Here is a 16,272-nt window from a genome sequence, read left to right on the forward strand (position 1 = left end):
GGTGATGTGAGCGAAGCTGTGGAGTGGCTTGATCTCGTGGACGAGCACGACGAGGTGATCGGGGCGGTCACCCGCGACGAGGCGTGGGCACGGCGCCTCCCCGTGCGCGGGGTGAACGTGTTTCTGGTCAACCCGCGCGGCGAGCTGTGGATTCCGCGCCGCACCCCCCACAAGCGGATGTTTCCTGGCTGCCTCGACATGAGTGTGGGGGGGCACGTGGAGCGTGGCGAGAGCTATGGGGCCGCTTTCCGGCGTGAAACACGTGAAGAGCTGAATCTGGACGTGGACACGCTGCCCTGGCGTGAGCTCGGCGCCTTCTCGCCCCACGGCACGGGGCTGAACATCTTCATGCGGGTGTACGAGATTCACACGGCCACCGACCCACCCTACAACCCCGAAGACTTCAGCGGCGCCGAGTGGCTCACGCCTGCCGCCCTCCTGGCCCGCATCGCGGCGGGTGACCCGGCCAAGAGCGACCTCGCCCCCCTCGTGCGTCTGTGCTACGGAGGCAAAGTGCCATGAGTGCCATGACCCCCCCCCGCATCTTCATCGACGGCGAGGCCGGAACCACCGGCCTGCAAATCCGCCAGCGCCTCGCCGGGCGCCGCGACGTGGAACTCCTGAGCATCGACCCCGCCCGGCGCAAGGACCCGGGGGCGCGGGCAGAGCTTCTGAATGCCGCCGACCTCTCTATCCTCTGCCTGCACGACGACGCGGCGCGCGAGGCCGTCGCGCTGACGACCAACCCTGAAGCCCGGCTCCTCGACGCCAGCACGGCTCACCGGGTGGCCGACGGGTGGGTCTTCGGCTTTCCCGAGCTGGGTGTGGGGCAACCGGAGCGCATCCGCACCGCCCGCCGCGTGAGCAATCCCGGCTGCTACAGCACGGCGGCCATCGCCCTCCTCGCGCCCCTGACGGCGGTGGGGCTGCTTTCGGCGGACCACCCGGTCGCCATCCAGGGCTTCAGCGGCTACTCGGGCGGGGGCCGGGCGCTGGTGGACGCCCACGAGCAGGACCAGCCCCACCCCATGCGCGGCGCGTACCTCAGCTACGGCCTGAACCTCGACCACAAGCACCTGCCCGAGATCATGCGCTACGGCGGCCTGACCCGCACGCCCGTCTTCACGCCGAACGTGGGGGCGTGGGCGCAGGGGATGACCGTCACGGTCCCGCTGCACCTGGAGCCTCTGGGAGTCTCCGCCTCCCGGTTGCACGAGGCTTTGAGCGACCACTACGCGGGCGGGCGGTACGTGCGGGTGGTTCCCCTGTCCGAGAACCCGTCCATCCTCGACCCGCAGGCCCTCAACGGCACGAACGACATGGAACTCTTCGTCTACCCCAGCACGGACGGGGCGCGGGCCGTCCTGGCCGCCCGCCTCGACAACCTGGGCAAGGGAGCGAGCGGCGCGGCGGTGCAGAACCTCGGCGTGATGCTGGGCTTGGGCGAGCCTGCTCCCCAGGTCCCGGCGTGAGGCTGTGCGGGTGAGGAGGATCAGCAAGGACACCCGCCTCTGCATGTCGCTGGCGGGTCGCCCCGGCCACTTCGGCACCCGCTTTCACAACGCCCTGTACGAGGAGCTGGGCCTCGACTACCTCTACAAGGCGTTCACGACGAATGACCTGCGCGGGGCCATCGGCGGCATCCGTGCGCTGGGCATCCGGGGGTGCGCGGTCTCCATGCCCTTCAAGGAGGCGTGCATCGAGTTCCTGGACGAACTCGACCCCTCCGCCGCCGTCATCGGCTCGGTGAACACCATCGTGAACGAGGACGGGTACCTGCGGGCCTACAACACCGACTACATCGCGGTATCGAAACTGCTCTCGGGTGTGCCCACCGACTCCACCTTCATCCTGCGGGGCAGCGGCGGCATGGCGAAGGCGGTGGCGTCCGCGTTGCGGGACGCGGGTTTCGGAAACGGCACCATCCTCGCCCGGAACGAGGGGGCGGGACGCGCACTGGCGGAGGCGTGCGGCTACACCTGGCGCCCCGACCTCGATCCCACCGGGGCCGACCTGCTCGTCAACGTCACCCCGGTCGGCATGGCGGGCGGCCCGGAGGCGGACGACCTCGCCTTCCCGCCCGAACTCATCGACCGGGCCCAGACCGTCTTCGACGTGGTGGCCCTTCCACCCGAGACGCCCCTGATCCGCTACGCCCGGACGCTCGGGAAGAGGGTCATCACCGGGGCCGAGGTCGCCGTCTTGCAGGCGGTCGAACAGTTCGTGCTCTACACCGGCGTGCGCCCAAGCGACGAGCAGGTGGAGCGGGCGGCGGCGCTGGCGCGGGGGTGAAGTGCGCTCATTCGCCTTCTCCACTCGCGGGACTTGCAAAGCTGCGGAGCAGAGAGGGTTGGGGTGAGGGGGAGGCGAGCGGCCCCAACGCCAAGAGGATGCCTCCCCCTTTCTAACCCTCCACCCCCTGCGAAGTGACCCGAATCTCCCCGTACACCCCCTCCTGCTCGGCGCTGAAGGACCCCTCCTTGATTCCCTCCAGCAGCGCGGCGAAGTAGGTCGCGCGCTCTCCCCAGTCCTGGGCCGGAACCCCCCGGAAGGTGAAGGTCCGCAGCCGCACCCCGAAGGCACGCAACGCCCCCAGCGCGTCCGCCAGCGTCAGCCGTTCTCGCGCGAGGAGCGGCACCTCGACCTGCCGCACGGCGTTCTGGGCGGCCTTCACCAGCTTGGCGAGGCTGCCCTGCGGGTTGCGCTTGCGCTCGCGCCGGGGCAGATCGAGCGGCACGGCGCGGGCCGGGATCAGGCCCTCGCGCTCCCTTCTGCGGGCGGCGAGAAAGCCCACCAGCGCGTCCAGTTCCGCCAGCGCCTCCACCCCCTCGATCATGTGGTCGAGAGGGTCGTCCGACAGCTCGGGACCAATCTCCTCCGGCTCGGGGTGCGGCAGCAGGAGGCGGGCCTTGAGCGCGATCACGTTCGCCAGCGCGGGCAGCACTTCGGGGTGTGTCTCCGCAAAGGCTGTGCCGCCCGGCCCGGTCAGCGCCGCCACCCACGCCAGCACGTCCCGCGTGAGGGTCAGCAGCGGCACCCCCCCCGGCCCTACCCGCCCCGCCCGCAACGCCCCCGCGAGGTCGGAGAGCGACCCCTCGAAGCCGGGCAGACGAACGACGAGGGCCGATGGCACGGAGGGCGAAGGCGCGGCCAGAACGGTCAAACGCCCTTCCCACCAGCCACGGGCCACACGCCACAAGCCCTCACAACTTCAGGAACCCCGCCTTCTCCCGCGCCTCCTCCATGACCGGCACGGCGATCTCGCGGGCCTCGCGCGCTCCCGTCGCCAGCGCGTCGCGCACCCGGTCGGGGTCGGCCTTCAGCTCGGCGGCCCGCTCCTGAACGGGCGTCAGCTCGCGCCGCACCCCCTCCATCAGCATCTTCTTGCAGTCCACGCAGCCGATCCCGGCGGTGCGGCAGCCCACGTACACCGTCTCGATGGTGGGCAGATCCGAAAAGAGCTTGTGGTAGTCGCCGATCAGGCACTTGTCGGGGTCGCCGGGGTCGGAGCGGCGCACGCGGGCGGGGTCGGTGGGCGCGACCCGGAGTTTTTGCCAGATCGAGTCGAAGGGCTCCAGGATGCCCAGGGTGCTCGTCTCCCCCTTGCTCTTGCTCATCTTGCCCTGGCCGTCCACGCCGGGAATCCGCAGGGCGTCCCGGGCATACACCGCCCTGGGCTCGGGGAAGGTCTCGCCGAAGGTGTGGTTGAAGCGCCGGGCGATCTCGCGGGTCAGCTCGATATGCTGGGTCTGGTCCTCGCCGACGGGCACGGTGTCGGCCTTGTACAGCAGGATGTCGGCGGCCATCAGCACCGGGTACATCAGCAGGCCCGCCGGGACGCTCTCCAGCTTCTGCGCCTTGTCCTTGTACTGGGTCATGCGCTCCAGCTCGCCGACGGGCGTCATCACGGTGAAGAGCCACGCGAGTTCGGTGTGCTCGGGCACGTGCGACTGGGCGAAGAAGATCACCTTCGCGGGATCGAGGCCCACCGCCATGTTCGCCACGGCCATCTCGAAGGTGCGCCCGGCGAGCAAGTTGGGGTCGTAGGCGCCGGGGTTGGTCGGCGCGTGGAGGTCCACGACGCAGTAGATGGAGTTCTTGCCGTACTCCTCGCCCAGCCGCACATAGTTCTTCATCGCCCCGAAGTAGTTCCCGATGTGCGGATCGCCCGTGGGCTGGATTCCTGAAAACACGCGCGGCATACGCGGGCGATTCTAGCGGGCGGGGGCCGGGATCATCCTGCGCCGAATGACGGAGCGGGGGCAAAAGAAAAGCGGCCCTCCTGGTCTGGAAGGCCACCTTTGGGGTGTGGGGCTTCAGCGGGTGTTGCCGCTGGAGGCGCCGCCGTCCGCCGGGGTCCCGGTGGGGGAAGTGCCCGTACCGCCGTTCTGGGCGGGCGCGTCCTCGCCGTTCCCCTGAGCGGGCGTCGCCGGGGTCGTCGCGGCCGGGGGCTTGGGCGCCTGGGCCGCCACCCGCTTCTCCTGCGCGGCGAGCACCTGCTGGAGGTTGTTCACGGGCCCCAGGGTGGCGATCTCCCTGGCGAGGTACGCCTGCCCGGCCTCCTGCCGCTTCTGGGCGAGCACCTGATCTTGGATCTGGGCGCGCACCGCCGCGAGGGGCTGGGTGGCCCCCGGCTTGAGGTCGGTCACGTAGGCGACCGAGAAGCGCTGCCCGACCGGCACCACCTCGCTGAGGCTGCCCTCACCCACGTCGCGGAGGTTCCTGGACGTGAAGACGGCGGCGTTCAGCTCCTCGCCGAGCGTCTCGCCGCCCGCCGTCACGCTGCCGCGCTCGCTGACGGTGCCGCCCGCGCGGGAGGCGGCGGCGACGAAGCTGCCCTGGCCGTTCCAGCCCTGCCGGAAGGCAGTCGCCTTGGCGCGGTCGGGGAAGCTCGCCTCGGCCACGGTCGCGCTGCCGGGGGTCTCGAACTGCTGGCGGTTCTGGGTATAAAAGGCCTGGATGTCCGCGTCGGTGACCTTCACGTCCCGCGCCCCGTACGCCGCGAGGGCCGCCGCGAGTTCCTGGCGGGTGCCGGTCAGCGGGAGCTTGCGGTCTTGCACGAGCTTCTCGGCGCCGTAGCCGCTGATCAGCCCCTCGACGACCTGCGGCTTGAGGATGCCGTTCACGAGCCCCGCCGCCTGCTCGCCGGGCACCTGCCCGAGCAGAGAGGCGAACTGCTGATTTTGCACGACCTGGGCCACCACGTCCGAGTACGGAATCTTTTGCCCGGCGACCTGGGCGACCGTGGGGTTCTCGGTCTTCCAGTTGGGGTCCACGGCCTCGACCTTGGCGCCCCGTTCGAGGTCGGTCGCCCACCTCTCCACGACCGCGTTCTTCTTCTGCTCGGTCACGGCGGTCGCGGCGTCGGCCTTGGCCTCGTCGAAGGGTTTGACGGCGGGCGGGAGGAAGCGCTCCACCTTCACGATGTAGAACTTGCCGCCGCTTTCCACGACGTCGGTCACCCCGCCCTGCGTGAGGGCGAAGGCCGCCGCGCCCACCTCGGCGGGCAGGGCCACCTGCGCGACCGGACGGGGAGCGCCGTTCTCGACCGGGCCCAGCGCCCCGCCCCGGTCCTTGAACTCGGTGCTGTTCTGGCGGGCGAGGGTGGCGAAGTCCGCCCCACCCCTCACCTGCGCCAGGAGGCTTTGCGCCTTGGCCTTGTCGGCCACCACGATCTGGCGGCCCACGATGCGGGCGTCGCTCTGGAAGGCCTGCGGGTTGAGGTCGTAGTACGCGCGCGCCTCCGCGTCGGTGGCGGGGGCGGCGGTCTTCTGGAGGTCTTCCACCTTGCGCTGGATCGCGAGCTGGCTGCGGACCTGGGTGCGGTAGGTCGCGTCGGTGAGCCCGGCCCCTTGCAGGGCGTCGGTCCAGGCCTTGTTGTCGTTGAGGTTGTTCGCCTCGCGGACCTTCTGGACCTCGGCGTTCACGTCCGCGCGGCTCACGTCGATGTCCCCCACGGCCTGCTGGAACAGGTGCTGGCGGACAGCCTGCGACACGACGAAGGTCTTGAAGTCGTCGGCGAGGACGCCGGTTTCCACGCTGCCGAGCACCGGGTTGCCCCGGCGGATCGCCTCCAGCTCCTCGACGGTGACGGTCTGGCCGTTCACCTTCAGGGCGGGGGTACCCTGCTGGCGGTTGCCGAACAGCGAGCCCACGTTGGGCGTGAACTGGTAGGCCATGCCGACCACCAGCAGGAGTGCGAGAACGCCCAGGAGGACGTTCACGACCTTTTTGTTCTTCACTTGATCTCCTTGGGGGCGCGTGCTAGGTTACCCGTGCCCTGCGCCCGTAGCTCAGTTGGATAGAGCGTTGGCCTCCGGAGCCAAAGGTCACAGGTTCGAGTCCTGTCGGGCGCGCCATCCATTCCGCGAACGCCACCCTCCGGGGTGGTGTTTTCGTGATAGCCCCGTCCGGTTAAACCGGCGAGAGTGACGGGTGGGCTCCGAAAACGCACGCGGGCGATTCTAGCACGGTGCCGCGGCAGCGCATGAAGCGGGAATCCGCGTTCTGCACGCGTTTTTTCGATTGTGATCTCATGCCCTCCGCCCGGGTTGCCGGGAGCCCCGGGCTCCGCGAACACGCTCTCCCCACGCCTCCCCCTGTACCCTGGACCCTATGGACCCCCTCACCCTGCTCGAAGCCCTGCCCGGCAGCTACGCCGGACCCACCCAGCCCGAACCCGGCCCGCACGCGGCCATCGGGGTGGGAGAGGGCACGCTCGCCGCGCACCTCGCCGGGGTGCTCGTCTCCGGCACGCTGGCCCGGGGCGGCACCCAGTTCGTGATCGGGAGCGCGGACGCGGCGGACCCGGCGCGCGACTACGCCGACCTCGCGGAGGTGGCGGGGGCGAACGTGCGGCGGGTCAGCACGGGAGGCTCGCCCAGCGAGGTGGACGTGCTCGTGCCGGGCGGGTTGAGCACGACCTACCATGCGGCCCAGTACGTCGCCTACGCCAGCGGGCACGCGGATCAGGCGCAGGACGCCGAGCGCCTCCTCGCGGGGCTGCGCGACCGCTGTGCCCCCTCCGTGACCGAGGACAACCCCGCCCGCGACCTCGCCTGGACCCTGTGGGGCCGCACGCCCCTGCTGCTCGCCGCGCCCGATGCGGACGCCCTGCCGCACGCGTGGCAGACCCTCCTCGCGCGGGTGGGCAAGACGCTGGCCGTTCCCGTCCTGGGCGACCCCCTCCCCCTCGTCACGGGCGCCTTCGAGGCCCAGCACGAGAAGGGGGACGCCAAGGTGGCGCTGATCCTGGGCGACCCCGACCCTGCTCTCGACATCGCCCGCGAGGTGCTGGACAGCCGGGTGGACGAGGTGGTGGCGGTTCCCTACCCGCCGGGCGCGGACCCCTCGTTCCCCGGCGGGTACGCCGCGCAGCTCGCCCTGTGGTACTTCGGCGCGTGGGTGGCCGCCTACCTCGCCGAACGGTACGGGGCGCGGGGCGACGACACCCCCGTGCTCGCCCGCGCCCAGGCGGCCCTGGCGGGCGAGGGCGATCCGGACGCCCTGGGCCTCGCCGCCCCCCGCGAGCGGGACGACCTGCGCCGCACCGACCCCGCCCGCGACTGGCGCGGGGACGACGCCGAAGTCGGAGCGGACGACGAGGACCTGGACGGGGACGATCCGGACGACGGGCGCTGAGGCGGGAGCGGTTCAGGCCACGGTGAGCCGCTCGACCTCCACCCGGTCGCGCCCCGCCCGTTTGGCGGCGTAGAGCAGGGCGTCGGCGCGCTCCAGAACGGTGGCCGCCGGGTGGGTCCCGGCGAGGCCGAGCGAGACGGTGACGTGCAGGTCGGGGTGACCCGCGCGCCCACCCACCTCCTGGGCCACCCGCCCGCGAATCTCCTGGGCGAGTGCCTCGGCGCCGGGGGTGCTCAGCCCGCGCAGCAGCACGGCGAACTCCTCCCCGCCGAGGCGGTAGGGGAGGCCGCGCCCACCCAGGGCGTCACGCAGCACGGCGGCGGTGGCCTCCAGCACCCGGTCCCCGGTGTCGTGGCCGCGCGTGTCGTTGACGAGCTTGAAGTGGTCGAGGTCGAGGAGCAGCACGTGGGAGAGTTGCTGCGGGCTCAGCAGGGCCTCGTCGAGCGCGCGGCGGTTGCCCACGCCCGTGAGCTTGTCGGTGTAGGCGAGGTCGGTCAAGACCTCGGCCCGGTCCAGCGCGCGAAGCTGCGTGACCGTGATCGCCTGGGAGGCGAGCATCCCGACCGTCTGCGCCGCCGTGAGCAGCAGGGTGACGCTCGCCGAGTAACCTGCGTCCCCGGTCGCCAGGAAGGCCCCGTACGCCAGCGCGAGGTTGCTCGGGGCGAAGATGCCGAACGGGACCCACCAGCGCACCCCCTCGTTCTCCACGCCCCGGGGAACGCCGCGCATGGCGAGGGCGCACAGGCCCACCACCAGCCCGAGCGTGAGCGCGTGGACGAGGGCCCGCTCGCCCCCGCGCCAGAACTCGTAGAGGACGAGGGGCAGCGCCACCGTCACCCCGGCGGGCACGCCGCCGCCGACCGTGGCGAGCGCCACGGGCACCGCGCGCAGGTCGAGCGCCACGCCGCCCGCCAGCGGCACCGCGTTGGCGATCAGGACGAAACTGCTCGCCACGGTGAGCAGCGCCCGCAGCGCGATCTGGGTCCACGTCCAGGCGTGCTTGAGGGAGCGCAGCGTCCACCCCACCAGGAAGGTCGTGGTGCACAGCACGCAGAAGTTGACGAAGAGGTCGTTGAGCATGGGAGTCGGGGCCGAACACGCCCAGGGTACAGTCCGGGGCGTCACTTCTTCCTGACATCGTTTGGCCGGGTGGCAGGAGGTTGAGGTCCAGGCCTGCATGACGCCGCCCGGCTCGTCCAGGCTGGGCTCTGCCCCGGCGAGTTCGCGCGCCGCCGGATACCCCTCCTGAAGGGCGATCCGTGGGTGGAGCGCCCCCGGAGACCGCCGTTGCAGGCGCCGCACGGCCTCCGACTCCGGCGAAAGCGGGTGGAACCCCCCGGCCACCGGGCGAAGGGAACGCGACCGGACGCGGAGAGCGACCCGGCTCTGGGACGCCCCCGACGGGAGTTCGTCGGCCTGCGGGGCGCGGTGCTCGTCTCCCGGCTCGGGCCCGCTGGGGACGGCGGGAAGGGTCCCGAACGTCGCCCGGTCTCCGCTCAGCCCTCCGCCAGCGCGAGTTCGGGCACGCGGCCTTCCGCCCCCGCCCCCTCCACCCCGAGCAGGTGGCGGACCGCCGCGCTCCAGCCCTCGTCGTCGAGCACCCGGTACAGGTGGGCCCACTGCCAGCGGCGGTAGGCGTCGGCCGCGGCTTCCAGTCCCGCCTCGTCCGCGTGGGCGTCTTGCAGCGGATTGGGCGGCGGCGCGGCGAGGTGGTGCCGGGTCAGGGCCCCCTCCAGCTCCGCGAGGGTCTTGGGTCCCAGGGCGAAGGCCACCCGGCCCCCGGCGAGCCAGCGCCGCAGGTCGCCCTCCCCCGGCAGGGCGTAGAGGATCAGCTCGCCGCCGGGGTGCGCCTCGCCGGGGGAAACGAGGGTCAGGCCCGGCACCTGATCGCGCAGGTACGCGGCGACCGCCCCGTCCGCATAGGCCGCCGCGCCCGCCTTGAGGTGTCGCATGGCTTCCCTAGGATCGAGGCGGGGCAGGGGGGGAGCGCCTGCCCCGCCCCCCGCCAGCCCCAGCCGCCCCGGCGCCCGCAGCGCCTGCCCGTGCAGCTCCAGCCGGGTCCGCCCGCGCCACTCGCTCGTGACGAGGTGGGTGGCGAGGTCGCGCTCGCCGGGGGTCGCGTCGTGCTCGCCGTGCTTGATGCCGCGCAGGGGCCCGACCTGGAATTGCAGGCTGTCGCCCCGCTTGCCCACCAGGCGGGTGCCCGCGAGCGGCTCGCGCACGTGCCACAGGGGCGGGGTGTGCCCGGTGCCGTACGGCTCGAAGGCGGCGGCCTCGGTCACCAGCCCGGGGGTGGCCCCCAGCGAGGGCAGCGGCGCGTCGAGGCGGTACTCGGGCACCGGGGGCGGAAACTGCCGGGCGTACTCGTGCAGCCGCCCCCGGAAGGCCGGGAGGTTCGCCGGGGCGATGGTGAAGCCCGCCGCGCCGGGGTGACCGCCGTAGCGCCCCAGCAGGTCGTGGCTGTAGCGCAGGCCGTCCACCGCGCTGATTCCGGGCGTGCTCCGCACCGACCCCTTCCCCTGCGCGACCACGAAGACGGGCTTGTGGAAGGTCTCCACCAGCTTGCTCGCCACGATGCCCATCACCCCCGCGTGCCAGTCCTCCCGGGTGACCAGGATCGCGGGGGCCTCGGGGTCGGCGATCTCCAGCGCCTGGGCGAACATGCGGTCCTGAATGCCCCGGCGTTCCTGGTTGCGCGCCTCCAGGTAGGTGGCGAGGGTCGCCGCCTCGTGCTCGCCCGGCGCCAGCAGCAGCGCCAGCGCGAGGTCCGCCTCCCCCAGCCGCCCCGCCGCGTTCAGCAGCGGCGCGAGCAAAAAGGCCACGTCCCGCGCGCTCGGCCGCTCGACCCCCTTGGCCTTGAGCAGCGCCCGCACGCCGGGAAGCTTCGACTCCGCCAGCGCCGGGAGCCCCGCCCGCACGAGCGCCCGGTTCTCGCCGACCAGGGGCGCCACGTCCGCGACCGTGCCCAGGGTCGCCACCCCGGCCAGCTCACGCGGCTCGGTCAGCCCGAGTTCCGAGCGCACCGCCCACAACAGGTGGTACGCCACGCCCGCCCCCGTCAGGTTGTGCAGGGCCGGGTCGTACCCCGTCGTCAGGCTGGGGTGGACGACGAGACACGCCGGAAAGTCCGGCCCCGGCGCGTGGTGGTCGGTGACGATGACTTCCACCCCGAGCGCGAGGAGAGCCCCCACCTCCTCCAGATTGGTCACCCCGCAGTCCACCGTCACGAGCAGGTCGCAGGCGGCGGCGTGTTCCTCCACGCGGTCCGGGTGGAGGCCGTAGCCCTCGTTCAGGCGGTGGGGGATGAACCCGTGCACATCCGCCCCGAGGTCGCGCAGCCCGAGCACGAGGAGGGCGGTGGCGCTCACCCCGTCGGCGTCGTAGTCGCCGTGGATGCGCAGGCGCCTGCGGGTCTGGATCGCCGCCACGATCCGCCGGGCGGCCTCCCGCAGCGCCGGGTTGGGGGTCGGCGTCAGCGGCGGGTCGAGGTGGGCCGGGGTCAGCCCCCGGCCGTAGAGCACCTGCGCGAGGGGCGGCGAGACGCGCCATTCCCGCATGGCGTCCAGCAGGGCCGCGCGGCTTGCGGGGGGGGAGAGCAGCCAGCGGGCCTCCAGGGGGGGGGCCTTCACGCGCTCCTCGCGGCGGGGGCGGCAGGCTCGGACGGGGGCAAGACCGGCAGGGCTCCCAACCGCGCCTGGAGGGTGGCGGAGAGGCGGTGTTCGAGGGCCTCGCGCTCCCGCCGCGCCCGGCGCAGGCGCAGCCGGGCCTGCCACAGCGGCGGCAGCAGCAGCAGCAGGGCGTAGCCCCCGCCCAGCGCCGTGAACACGGCCACCGCCACCCCGGCGGACAGGGCGAGTTCGCCCCGGCCCAGCGGCAGCGGCAGCCGTACGGGCGCCGGGTTTTCCAGCGCGACGAGCAGCAGGTACGCCGCCAGCGCGAGGAGCAGCAGCACCTGGACGAACCCCACGAGTCGCATGGGGCCAGTCTAGCGCCGGGACGGAGAATCCACAGGCGGATTCCGGACCCCGGGAGCCGGGGGAAGAGACAGGCAGGCTGCCCACGGGAGGACGGGCCCCCGTCTCCAGGGTGGGTCACCATGAAAAAAGGCCCCGCGTGGGGGCCTCCTGTGAAGGGGTCGGGCTCAGAAGTAGAACTTCAGACCGGCCTTGACCGCGTTGCCGAAGCCACGGGTGGCGGTGGCGTCCTGGGCGGCGCCCACACCCTTGTTGGTGAGGTAGTAGCGGGCGTCGGCCTCCGCGAAGGCCGCGATGCTGTCGGTGATCTGGAAGTCCACGCCGATCAGGGCGCTGAGGTAGGTGTCCGTCGTGTTGCCGGTCGCGGTGCGGCTGCGGCTGCTCGTCAGGCCGAGGCCCGCGCCCGCGTAGGGCTGGAAGCGGCCGAAGGTCGTGCCGATGGTGGCGTTCACGTCCGCGGAGATGGCGTTGGGACCGGGGCGGTAGTCGGCGGCCACCCGGGCGCCAATCGGCCCGATGATCTGCGTGCTGCCGATCACGCCGCCGAAGCTGGCGCAGAAGTTCACCGCGCGGCCTTCCGCGTTCGGGATGTAGCAGTTGCCAAGGCTGCCCGCATTTGCGGCGCCGATGCTCACCCCGGCGAACAGGTTGCCGCGCGTGGGGGTGGTGGCGACGGGCGTCGTGTCGCCGATCACGACCGTGCTGGGAGCGGGCTCCGTCGTGGTGGTGTCGGCGGGGGCCGTGGTGGTGGGGGCCGGCGTGGTCGTGGCGGGCGTGGTCGCGGCGCTGCGGGCGGCGGCCTCCAGCGCGTCCACGCGGGCGGTCAGGGCGGCGTCCGCCGTGCCGGCGGCGGGCGCGGTCGGCAGCGCGCGTACGGCGGCCTCCAGCGCGTCGATGCGGGCGGTCAGGGCGGCGGTGTCGGTGCCCGCCGTGCCGGTCCCGGTGCCCAGGGCGGCGATGCGGCCCTCGAGCGCCGTGATGCGGGCCTGCTGGTCGGCGCTCAGGCGCTCCAGGTCGGTCACGCGGGTGGTCAGGGCGGCCAGCTCGGTGCTGACCTCCTGAATGCCGCGCGTGATGGTCGTCAGATCACCCTGGCTGAGGTTGCCGCTGCTCAGGCCGCCGTTTTGCAGCAGGCGGTAGAAGATCAGGGCGGCCTGGTAACGGGTCAGGCTCTCGTTGCCGCGGAAGGTGCCGTCCGGGAAGCCCTGGATCAGCCCGCGCTGCACGATCACGTCCACCGCGTCCTTGGCCCAGTGCCCGGCGGGCACGTCGCTGAAGGTCGTGACCTGGCTGGGGGTCGCGGTCGTGGTCGCCGGGGTCGCGGCGGGCGTCGTCTGGGTGGTCGCCGGGGTCGTGGTGGCGGGCGTGGTCTGGGCCGGCGTCGTCTGGGTGGCGGGTGCGGCGGGGGTGGTCGTGTCCTGGGCGCTGGCGGCGCCGACGCTGAGGGCCAGGGTGGACGCGATGATCAGGGACTTGCGCATGGGTTCTCCTTTACCTTCGCACGGGCACGGCCCTAGCCGCCCCGGTGCATGGGTTTACCGTAGGCAGCCCGCGTGAGTGCCTTGTGAAGCAGCCTGACGGAATCTTGGGGAGTGCGTCACCATTCGTGGAAAAGCCGACAAAAAGCCCGTCTTCTTAGTAAAAGGTGAAGGCTGACCGCCCGCGATGAGGTCCCCGAACCGGCCCGCGGCCCACCCTTCGGACGCTCCGGTGAGAAGTTTTATGATCTCTTGAGCTTTCTGTCTCATGAAGTGACTCTCATGTGATCGCCCCGAAGAGTGACAAGGGTGAGGCAGGTGCCGGGGCGCCCGTCGGCGCCGGACCCCCGGACCCGGGGCGGGGTCCCTATACTCGCCCCCATGACCCAGATTCACGTGCGCGCGCGGCCCGGGGACGTGGCCGAGTTCGTCCTGCTGCCGGGCGACCCCAACCGCGCCCGCCGCATCGCGGAGGAGTACCTGGAGGGCGCGACCCTCTACACCGAGCACCGCCAGCTCCTGGGCTTCACGGGCACCTACCGGGGCGTGCGGGTGAGCGTGCAGACGACCGGGATGGGCTGCCCGAGTGCCGCCATCGTGACGGAAGAACTCGCCCGGCTGGGGGCGCGGACCTTGATCCGGGTGGGCACGCTGGGGGGCGCGACCCCGGCGGTGAAGCCTGCCGACCTCGTGGTCGCCACCGCCGCCGTGCCGAACGACGGCACCACCCGGCAGCTTCTCGGCGGCGCCCCCTACGCCCCCGCCGCGAGCTTCGAGGTCGTGGAGGCCGCCGTCCGCGCGGCCCGTGAACACGGGGTCCCGCACCACGTCGGCCTGGTGATGACCGAGGACGCCTTTTACGCGAGCACGCCCGAACACGCCCGGCTGTGGGCCTCGCGCGGGGTGCTGGGCTTCGAGATGGAGGCGAGCGCGATCTTCCTCGTGGCGGCGCAGCGTGGCCTGCGTGCGGGGTGCCTGACCGCGTGCAGCAACGACATCGGCGACCCGCAGCTCGTCCCCGACGACGTGCTCGCGGGCGGGGTGGACCGGATGATCCGGGTGGCCCTTGACGCCATCGTGACCCTCGCAGGGGGGTAGGGGGAAGCCGGGGGGACCCGTTTCTTTTCGCCCGCCCGCCCCGTGGCAGGATGAGGGAATGACGATGCTCGACGAGATCGAATTCCGCAACCTCCAGCTCGACCAGCACGGGCCCATCGCGGTGCTGACCGTCACGCGGCCGGGGGCACTCAACGCCCTGAACGCCGACACCCTCAACGAACTCTCGCAGGCGGTCGAGGCCGTCATCGAGAACCCCGAGGTGGGCGCGCTCATCGTCACCGGGGGCGGCGACCGCGCCTTCGTGGCGGGGGCGGACATCGGGGAGCTGTCGCAGCTCGACGGGGTGTACGCGGGCCGTGAACTCGCGCTCGCCGGGCAGGACGTGATGCACTCGGTCGCCAGCCTGCCCATCCCCGTGATCGCCGCGGTGAACGGCTTCGCCCTCGGGGGCGGCCTCGAACTCGCCCTCGCCTGTGACGTGCGGGTGGCGTCCCCGAACGCGAAACTGGGCCTGCCCGAAGTGTCCCTGGGTCTGATTCCCGGCTTCGGCGGCACCCAGCGCCTCGCGCGGCTGGTGGGCTCGGGCCGGGCGCTCGACCTGATGCTCACGGCCCGGCAGGTGCCCGCCGAGGAGGCGCTGGCGATGGGGCTGGTGAACTACGTCGCCGACGATCCCCTCGCCAAGGCGCGCGAGGTGGCCGAGCAGATGCTCAGAAACGCGCCCATCGCCCTCTCGCTCGTGAAGGAGGCGGTGCGCCGGGGGCTCGACACCACGTTGGAGGCGGGGCAGGAGGTGGAGGCCGACCTTTTCGGGATGGCGGTCGCTACCAAGGATTTCCGCGAGGGGACGTCGGCCTTCCTCGCCAAGCGGCGGGCGGCCTTCCAAGGTGAGTGAGGCGAGGTTGCGGTCGCCCGGAGACGAGCGGCCAGCGCTGGAGGACCCCATGTCCGGAGAGCAGAAGTTCACCCTCAGCGTGCAGGACGGCACCGTGCAGGACGTGGAGAGCCGCCACCCGGAGGCCGACCTCGCCCCGCCCGCCGACAACGGGACCCGGGTGGTGGAGTACACGACGCCGCGCGCCAAGCTCATCGAGGAGGCGCACCGGGCGATCCGCGCCGACCTCGCCGACTATCCCCGGGCGCTCGCCGCCTACGAGGCCCTGCGCGGCGACCCCGAGGCCCTGGCGCACTGGGACATGGCGAATTACATCACCATGCGCAAGCTCGGGTACAACGACCACGGGCGCGTCCACGCCTTCATCACGGGCGCGGCGAGCATGGCGATCACCGAGCTGCTGCTGGAGGCGGGCGTGCGGCCCGACGTGATGGAGTCGGGCGTGGGCGACCCCGACGACGTGTTCCTGACCGTGATCCTGGGGACGATGCTCCACGACATCGGCAACCAGATTCACCGGGTCGGCCACGAGGGGCACGGGGTCGCGCTGGCGCTGCCGATCCTCGACCGGATCATGGGGCCGCTCTACCCCGACCCCTTCAAGCGGATGAAGGTGCGCTCGTTCATCCTGGGGGCGATCAACTGCCACGACTTGGGCCCGCCGCCGCTGACGCTGGAGGGCGGCATCACGGCGGTCGCGGACGGCACCGACATCACCAAGGGGCGGGGGCGCAAGGCCTTTGCGCTCGGCAGCGTGGACATCCACTCCATCAGCGCGCTCGCGGTCGATCAGGTCGTCATCGAGCGGGGGCGCGACATGCCGGTCCTGATCAACGTGACCATGAACAACTCGGGCGGCATCTTCCAGGTGGAGGAGGTGCTCGCCCCCAAGGTGATCCGCACGCCCATGCGCCGCTTCGTCGAGCTGCGCGCCTCCATCCGCCCGCAGGGGGAGGCCCAGATTCTCAGCCGGGTGCGGCTCGAGGGCGACCATTTCGTGATGGACCTCGAGGGCGGCGAGCGCGTGGTCGCCGAGGTGCAGGACACCCAGAAAAAGGTCACCGAGGCCATCGTGCAAAACCTCGGGATGGGCAGCGAGCGGCGCTAGAGGCTGGGCAAAGCCCTATCCAAAAAATGGCTTGATTTTCGCCAGCATCAGAACGCAAGCGGCAACAAAGTGAAAGCCGATCAGAGTAGAGGACAAGCGTTCTAAATCTCGTCCCAG

The 16,272-nt window shown here is 72.1% G+C and carries 14 protein-coding genes, 1 tRNA gene and 1 pseudogene; 8 read left to right on the forward strand and 8 right to left on the reverse strand.

Annotated elements, in window-relative coordinates; genetic code table 11:
• The first annotated feature begins 6 nt into the window (after positions 1 to 6).
• The 3 genes from IC605_RS17850 to IC605_RS17860 are packed head-to-tail and all read left to right on the forward strand — an operon-like array spanning position 7 to position 2,292.
• Positions 7 to 522: an NUDIX hydrolase gene (locus IC605_RS17850; protein ID WP_343216657.1), complete on the forward strand. Its 516-nt coding sequence runs from the start codon at positions 7 to 9 to the stop codon at positions 520 to 522.
• 5 nt (positions 523 to 527) lie between these two features.
• A complete protein-coding gene (gene argC / locus IC605_RS17855; RefSeq protein WP_216327285.1) occupies positions 528 to 1,472 on the forward strand; it encodes an N-acetyl-gamma-glutamyl-phosphate reductase in 945 nt (314 codons plus the stop codon).
• A 10-nt stretch (positions 1,473 to 1,482) separates the two neighbouring features.
• The gene (locus IC605_RS17860) at positions 1,483 to 2,292 is read left to right on the forward strand and encodes a shikimate 5-dehydrogenase (RefSeq protein ID WP_343216658.1); all 810 of its coding nucleotides are present in this window, start codon (positions 1,483 to 1,485) and stop codon (positions 2,290 to 2,292) included.
• Between the two features lie 112 nt (positions 2,293 to 2,404).
• On the opposite strand, the gene IC605_RS17865 is transcribed toward IC605_RS17860, so the two are convergent.
• From IC605_RS17865 to IC605_RS17875, 3 genes are all read right to left on the reverse strand, one after another.
• Positions 2,405 to 3,163, reverse strand: coding sequence for a segregation and condensation protein A (locus IC605_RS17865; RefSeq protein WP_216327288.1), 759 nt, complete (start codon positions 3,161 to 3,163; stop codon positions 2,405 to 2,407).
• Positions 3,164 to 3,203: 40 nt separating this feature from the next.
• Complete coding sequence (gene trpS, locus IC605_RS17870) at positions 3,204 to 4,202, reverse strand: tryptophan--tRNA ligase (RefSeq protein ID WP_216327290.1); 999 nt, start codon at positions 4,200 to 4,202, stop codon at positions 3,204 to 3,206.
• 114 nt (positions 4,203 to 4,316) lie between these two features.
• Positions 4,317 to 6,242, reverse strand: coding sequence for a peptidylprolyl isomerase (locus IC605_RS17875; RefSeq protein WP_216327292.1), 1,926 nt, complete (start codon positions 6,240 to 6,242; stop codon positions 4,317 to 4,319).
• A 40-nt stretch (positions 6,243 to 6,282) separates the two neighbouring features.
• On the opposite strand from IC605_RS17875, the gene IC605_RS17880 reads away from it, so the two are divergent.
• Positions 6,283 to 6,359 (forward strand) — tRNA-Arg (locus tag IC605_RS17880).
• Between the two features lie 256 nt (positions 6,360 to 6,615).
• Positions 6,616 to 7,641 carry an SIS domain-containing protein gene (locus tag IC605_RS17885; RefSeq protein WP_216327294.1) on the forward strand — a complete coding sequence of 342 codons (1,026 nt, stop codon included), beginning with the start codon at positions 6,616 to 6,618 and terminating at the stop codon, positions 7,639 to 7,641.
• Between the two features lie 12 nt (positions 7,642 to 7,653).
• On the opposite strand, the gene IC605_RS17890 is transcribed toward IC605_RS17885, so the two are convergent.
• From IC605_RS17890 to IC605_RS17905, 4 genes are all read right to left on the reverse strand, one after another.
• Complete coding sequence (locus IC605_RS17890; RefSeq protein ID WP_216327297.1) at positions 7,654 to 8,943, reverse strand: GGDEF domain-containing protein; 1,290 nt, start codon at positions 8,941 to 8,943, stop codon at positions 7,654 to 7,656.
• A 194-nt stretch (positions 8,944 to 9,137) separates the two neighbouring features.
• On the reverse strand, positions 9,138 to 11,198 hold the full coding sequence (locus IC605_RS17895; RefSeq protein ID WP_216327343.1) for a single-stranded-DNA-specific exonuclease RecJ: 2,061 nt from the start codon (positions 11,196 to 11,198) through the stop codon (positions 9,138 to 9,140).
• Positions 11,199 to 11,266: 68 nt separating this feature from the next.
• The gene (locus IC605_RS17900) at positions 11,267 to 11,617 is read right to left on the reverse strand and encodes a lipopolysaccharide assembly protein LapA domain-containing protein (protein WP_216327300.1); all 351 of its coding nucleotides are present in this window, start codon (positions 11,615 to 11,617) and stop codon (positions 11,267 to 11,269) included.
• A 165-nt stretch (positions 11,618 to 11,782) separates the two neighbouring features.
• The gene (locus IC605_RS17905; RefSeq protein WP_216327303.1) at positions 11,783 to 13,096 is read right to left on the reverse strand and encodes an S-layer homology domain-containing protein; all 1,314 of its coding nucleotides are present in this window, start codon (positions 13,094 to 13,096) and stop codon (positions 11,783 to 11,785) included.
• A 378-nt stretch (positions 13,097 to 13,474) separates the two neighbouring features.
• Between IC605_RS17905 and IC605_RS17910 the strand changes: the two genes are divergently transcribed.
• Genes IC605_RS17910 through IC605_RS17920 form a run of 3 tightly spaced genes read left to right on the forward strand, consistent with a single transcriptional unit; the run spans position 13,475 to position 16,155 of the window.
• Positions 13,475 to 14,191, forward strand: coding sequence for a phosphorylase family protein (locus IC605_RS17910; RefSeq protein WP_216327305.1), 717 nt, complete (start codon positions 13,475 to 13,477; stop codon positions 14,189 to 14,191).
• Positions 14,192 to 14,249: 58 nt separating this feature from the next.
• Entirely contained in the window at positions 14,250 to 15,047 is a 798-nt protein-coding gene (locus IC605_RS17915) for an enoyl-CoA hydratase-related protein (protein WP_216327307.1), read from the forward strand.
• Between the two features lie 49 nt (positions 15,048 to 15,096).
• Entirely contained in the window at positions 15,097 to 16,155 is a 1,059-nt protein-coding gene (locus IC605_RS17920; RefSeq protein WP_216327309.1) for a phosphohydrolase, read from the forward strand.
• Between the two features lie 15 nt (positions 16,156 to 16,170).
• Here the strand turns inward: IC605_RS17920 and IC605_RS17925 are convergent.
• A pseudogene (locus IC605_RS17925) lies at positions 16,171 to 16,272 on the reverse strand (IS5/IS1182 family transposase); the annotation flags it as partial.

The sequence above is a fragment of the Deinococcus aestuarii genome, from assembly GCF_018863415.1.
In the GTDB taxonomy this organism is placed as follows: Bacteria; Deinococcota; Deinococci; order Deinococcales; family Deinococcaceae; genus Deinococcus; species Deinococcus aestuarii.

What these genes read in the sequence shown, in the direction of transcription:
- argC (WP_216327285.1), top strand. Translation starts at nt 528, where the DNA reads ATGACCCCCCCCCGCATCTTCATCGACGGCGAGGCCGGAACCACCGGC.
- trpS (WP_216327290.1), bottom strand. Translation starts at nt 4,202, where the DNA reads ATGCCGCGCGTGTTTTCAGGAATCCAGCCCACGGGCGATCCGCACATC.
- IC605_RS17885 (WP_216327294.1), top strand. Translation starts at nt 6,616, where the DNA reads ATGGACCCCCTCACCCTGCTCGAAGCCCTGCCCGGCAGCTACGCCGGA.
- IC605_RS17895 (WP_216327343.1), bottom strand. Translation starts at nt 11,198, where the DNA reads ATGCGGGAATGGCGCGTCTCGCCGCCCCTCGCGCAGGTGCTCTACGGC.
- IC605_RS17900 (WP_216327300.1), bottom strand. Translation starts at nt 11,617, where the DNA reads ATGCGACTCGTGGGGTTCGTCCAGGTGCTGCTGCTCCTCGCGCTGGCG.
- IC605_RS17905 (WP_216327303.1), bottom strand. Translation starts at nt 13,096, where the DNA reads ATGCGCAAGTCCCTGATCATCGCGTCCACCCTGGCCCTCAGCGTCGGC.
- IC605_RS17910 (WP_216327305.1), top strand. Translation starts at nt 13,475, where the DNA reads ATGACCCAGATTCACGTGCGCGCGCGGCCCGGGGACGTGGCCGAGTTC.
- IC605_RS17915 (WP_216327307.1), top strand. Translation starts at nt 14,250, where the DNA reads ATGACGATGCTCGACGAGATCGAATTCCGCAACCTCCAGCTCGACCAG.
- IC605_RS17920 (WP_216327309.1), top strand. Translation starts at nt 15,097, where the DNA reads ATGTCCGGAGAGCAGAAGTTCACCCTCAGCGTGCAGGACGGCACCGTG.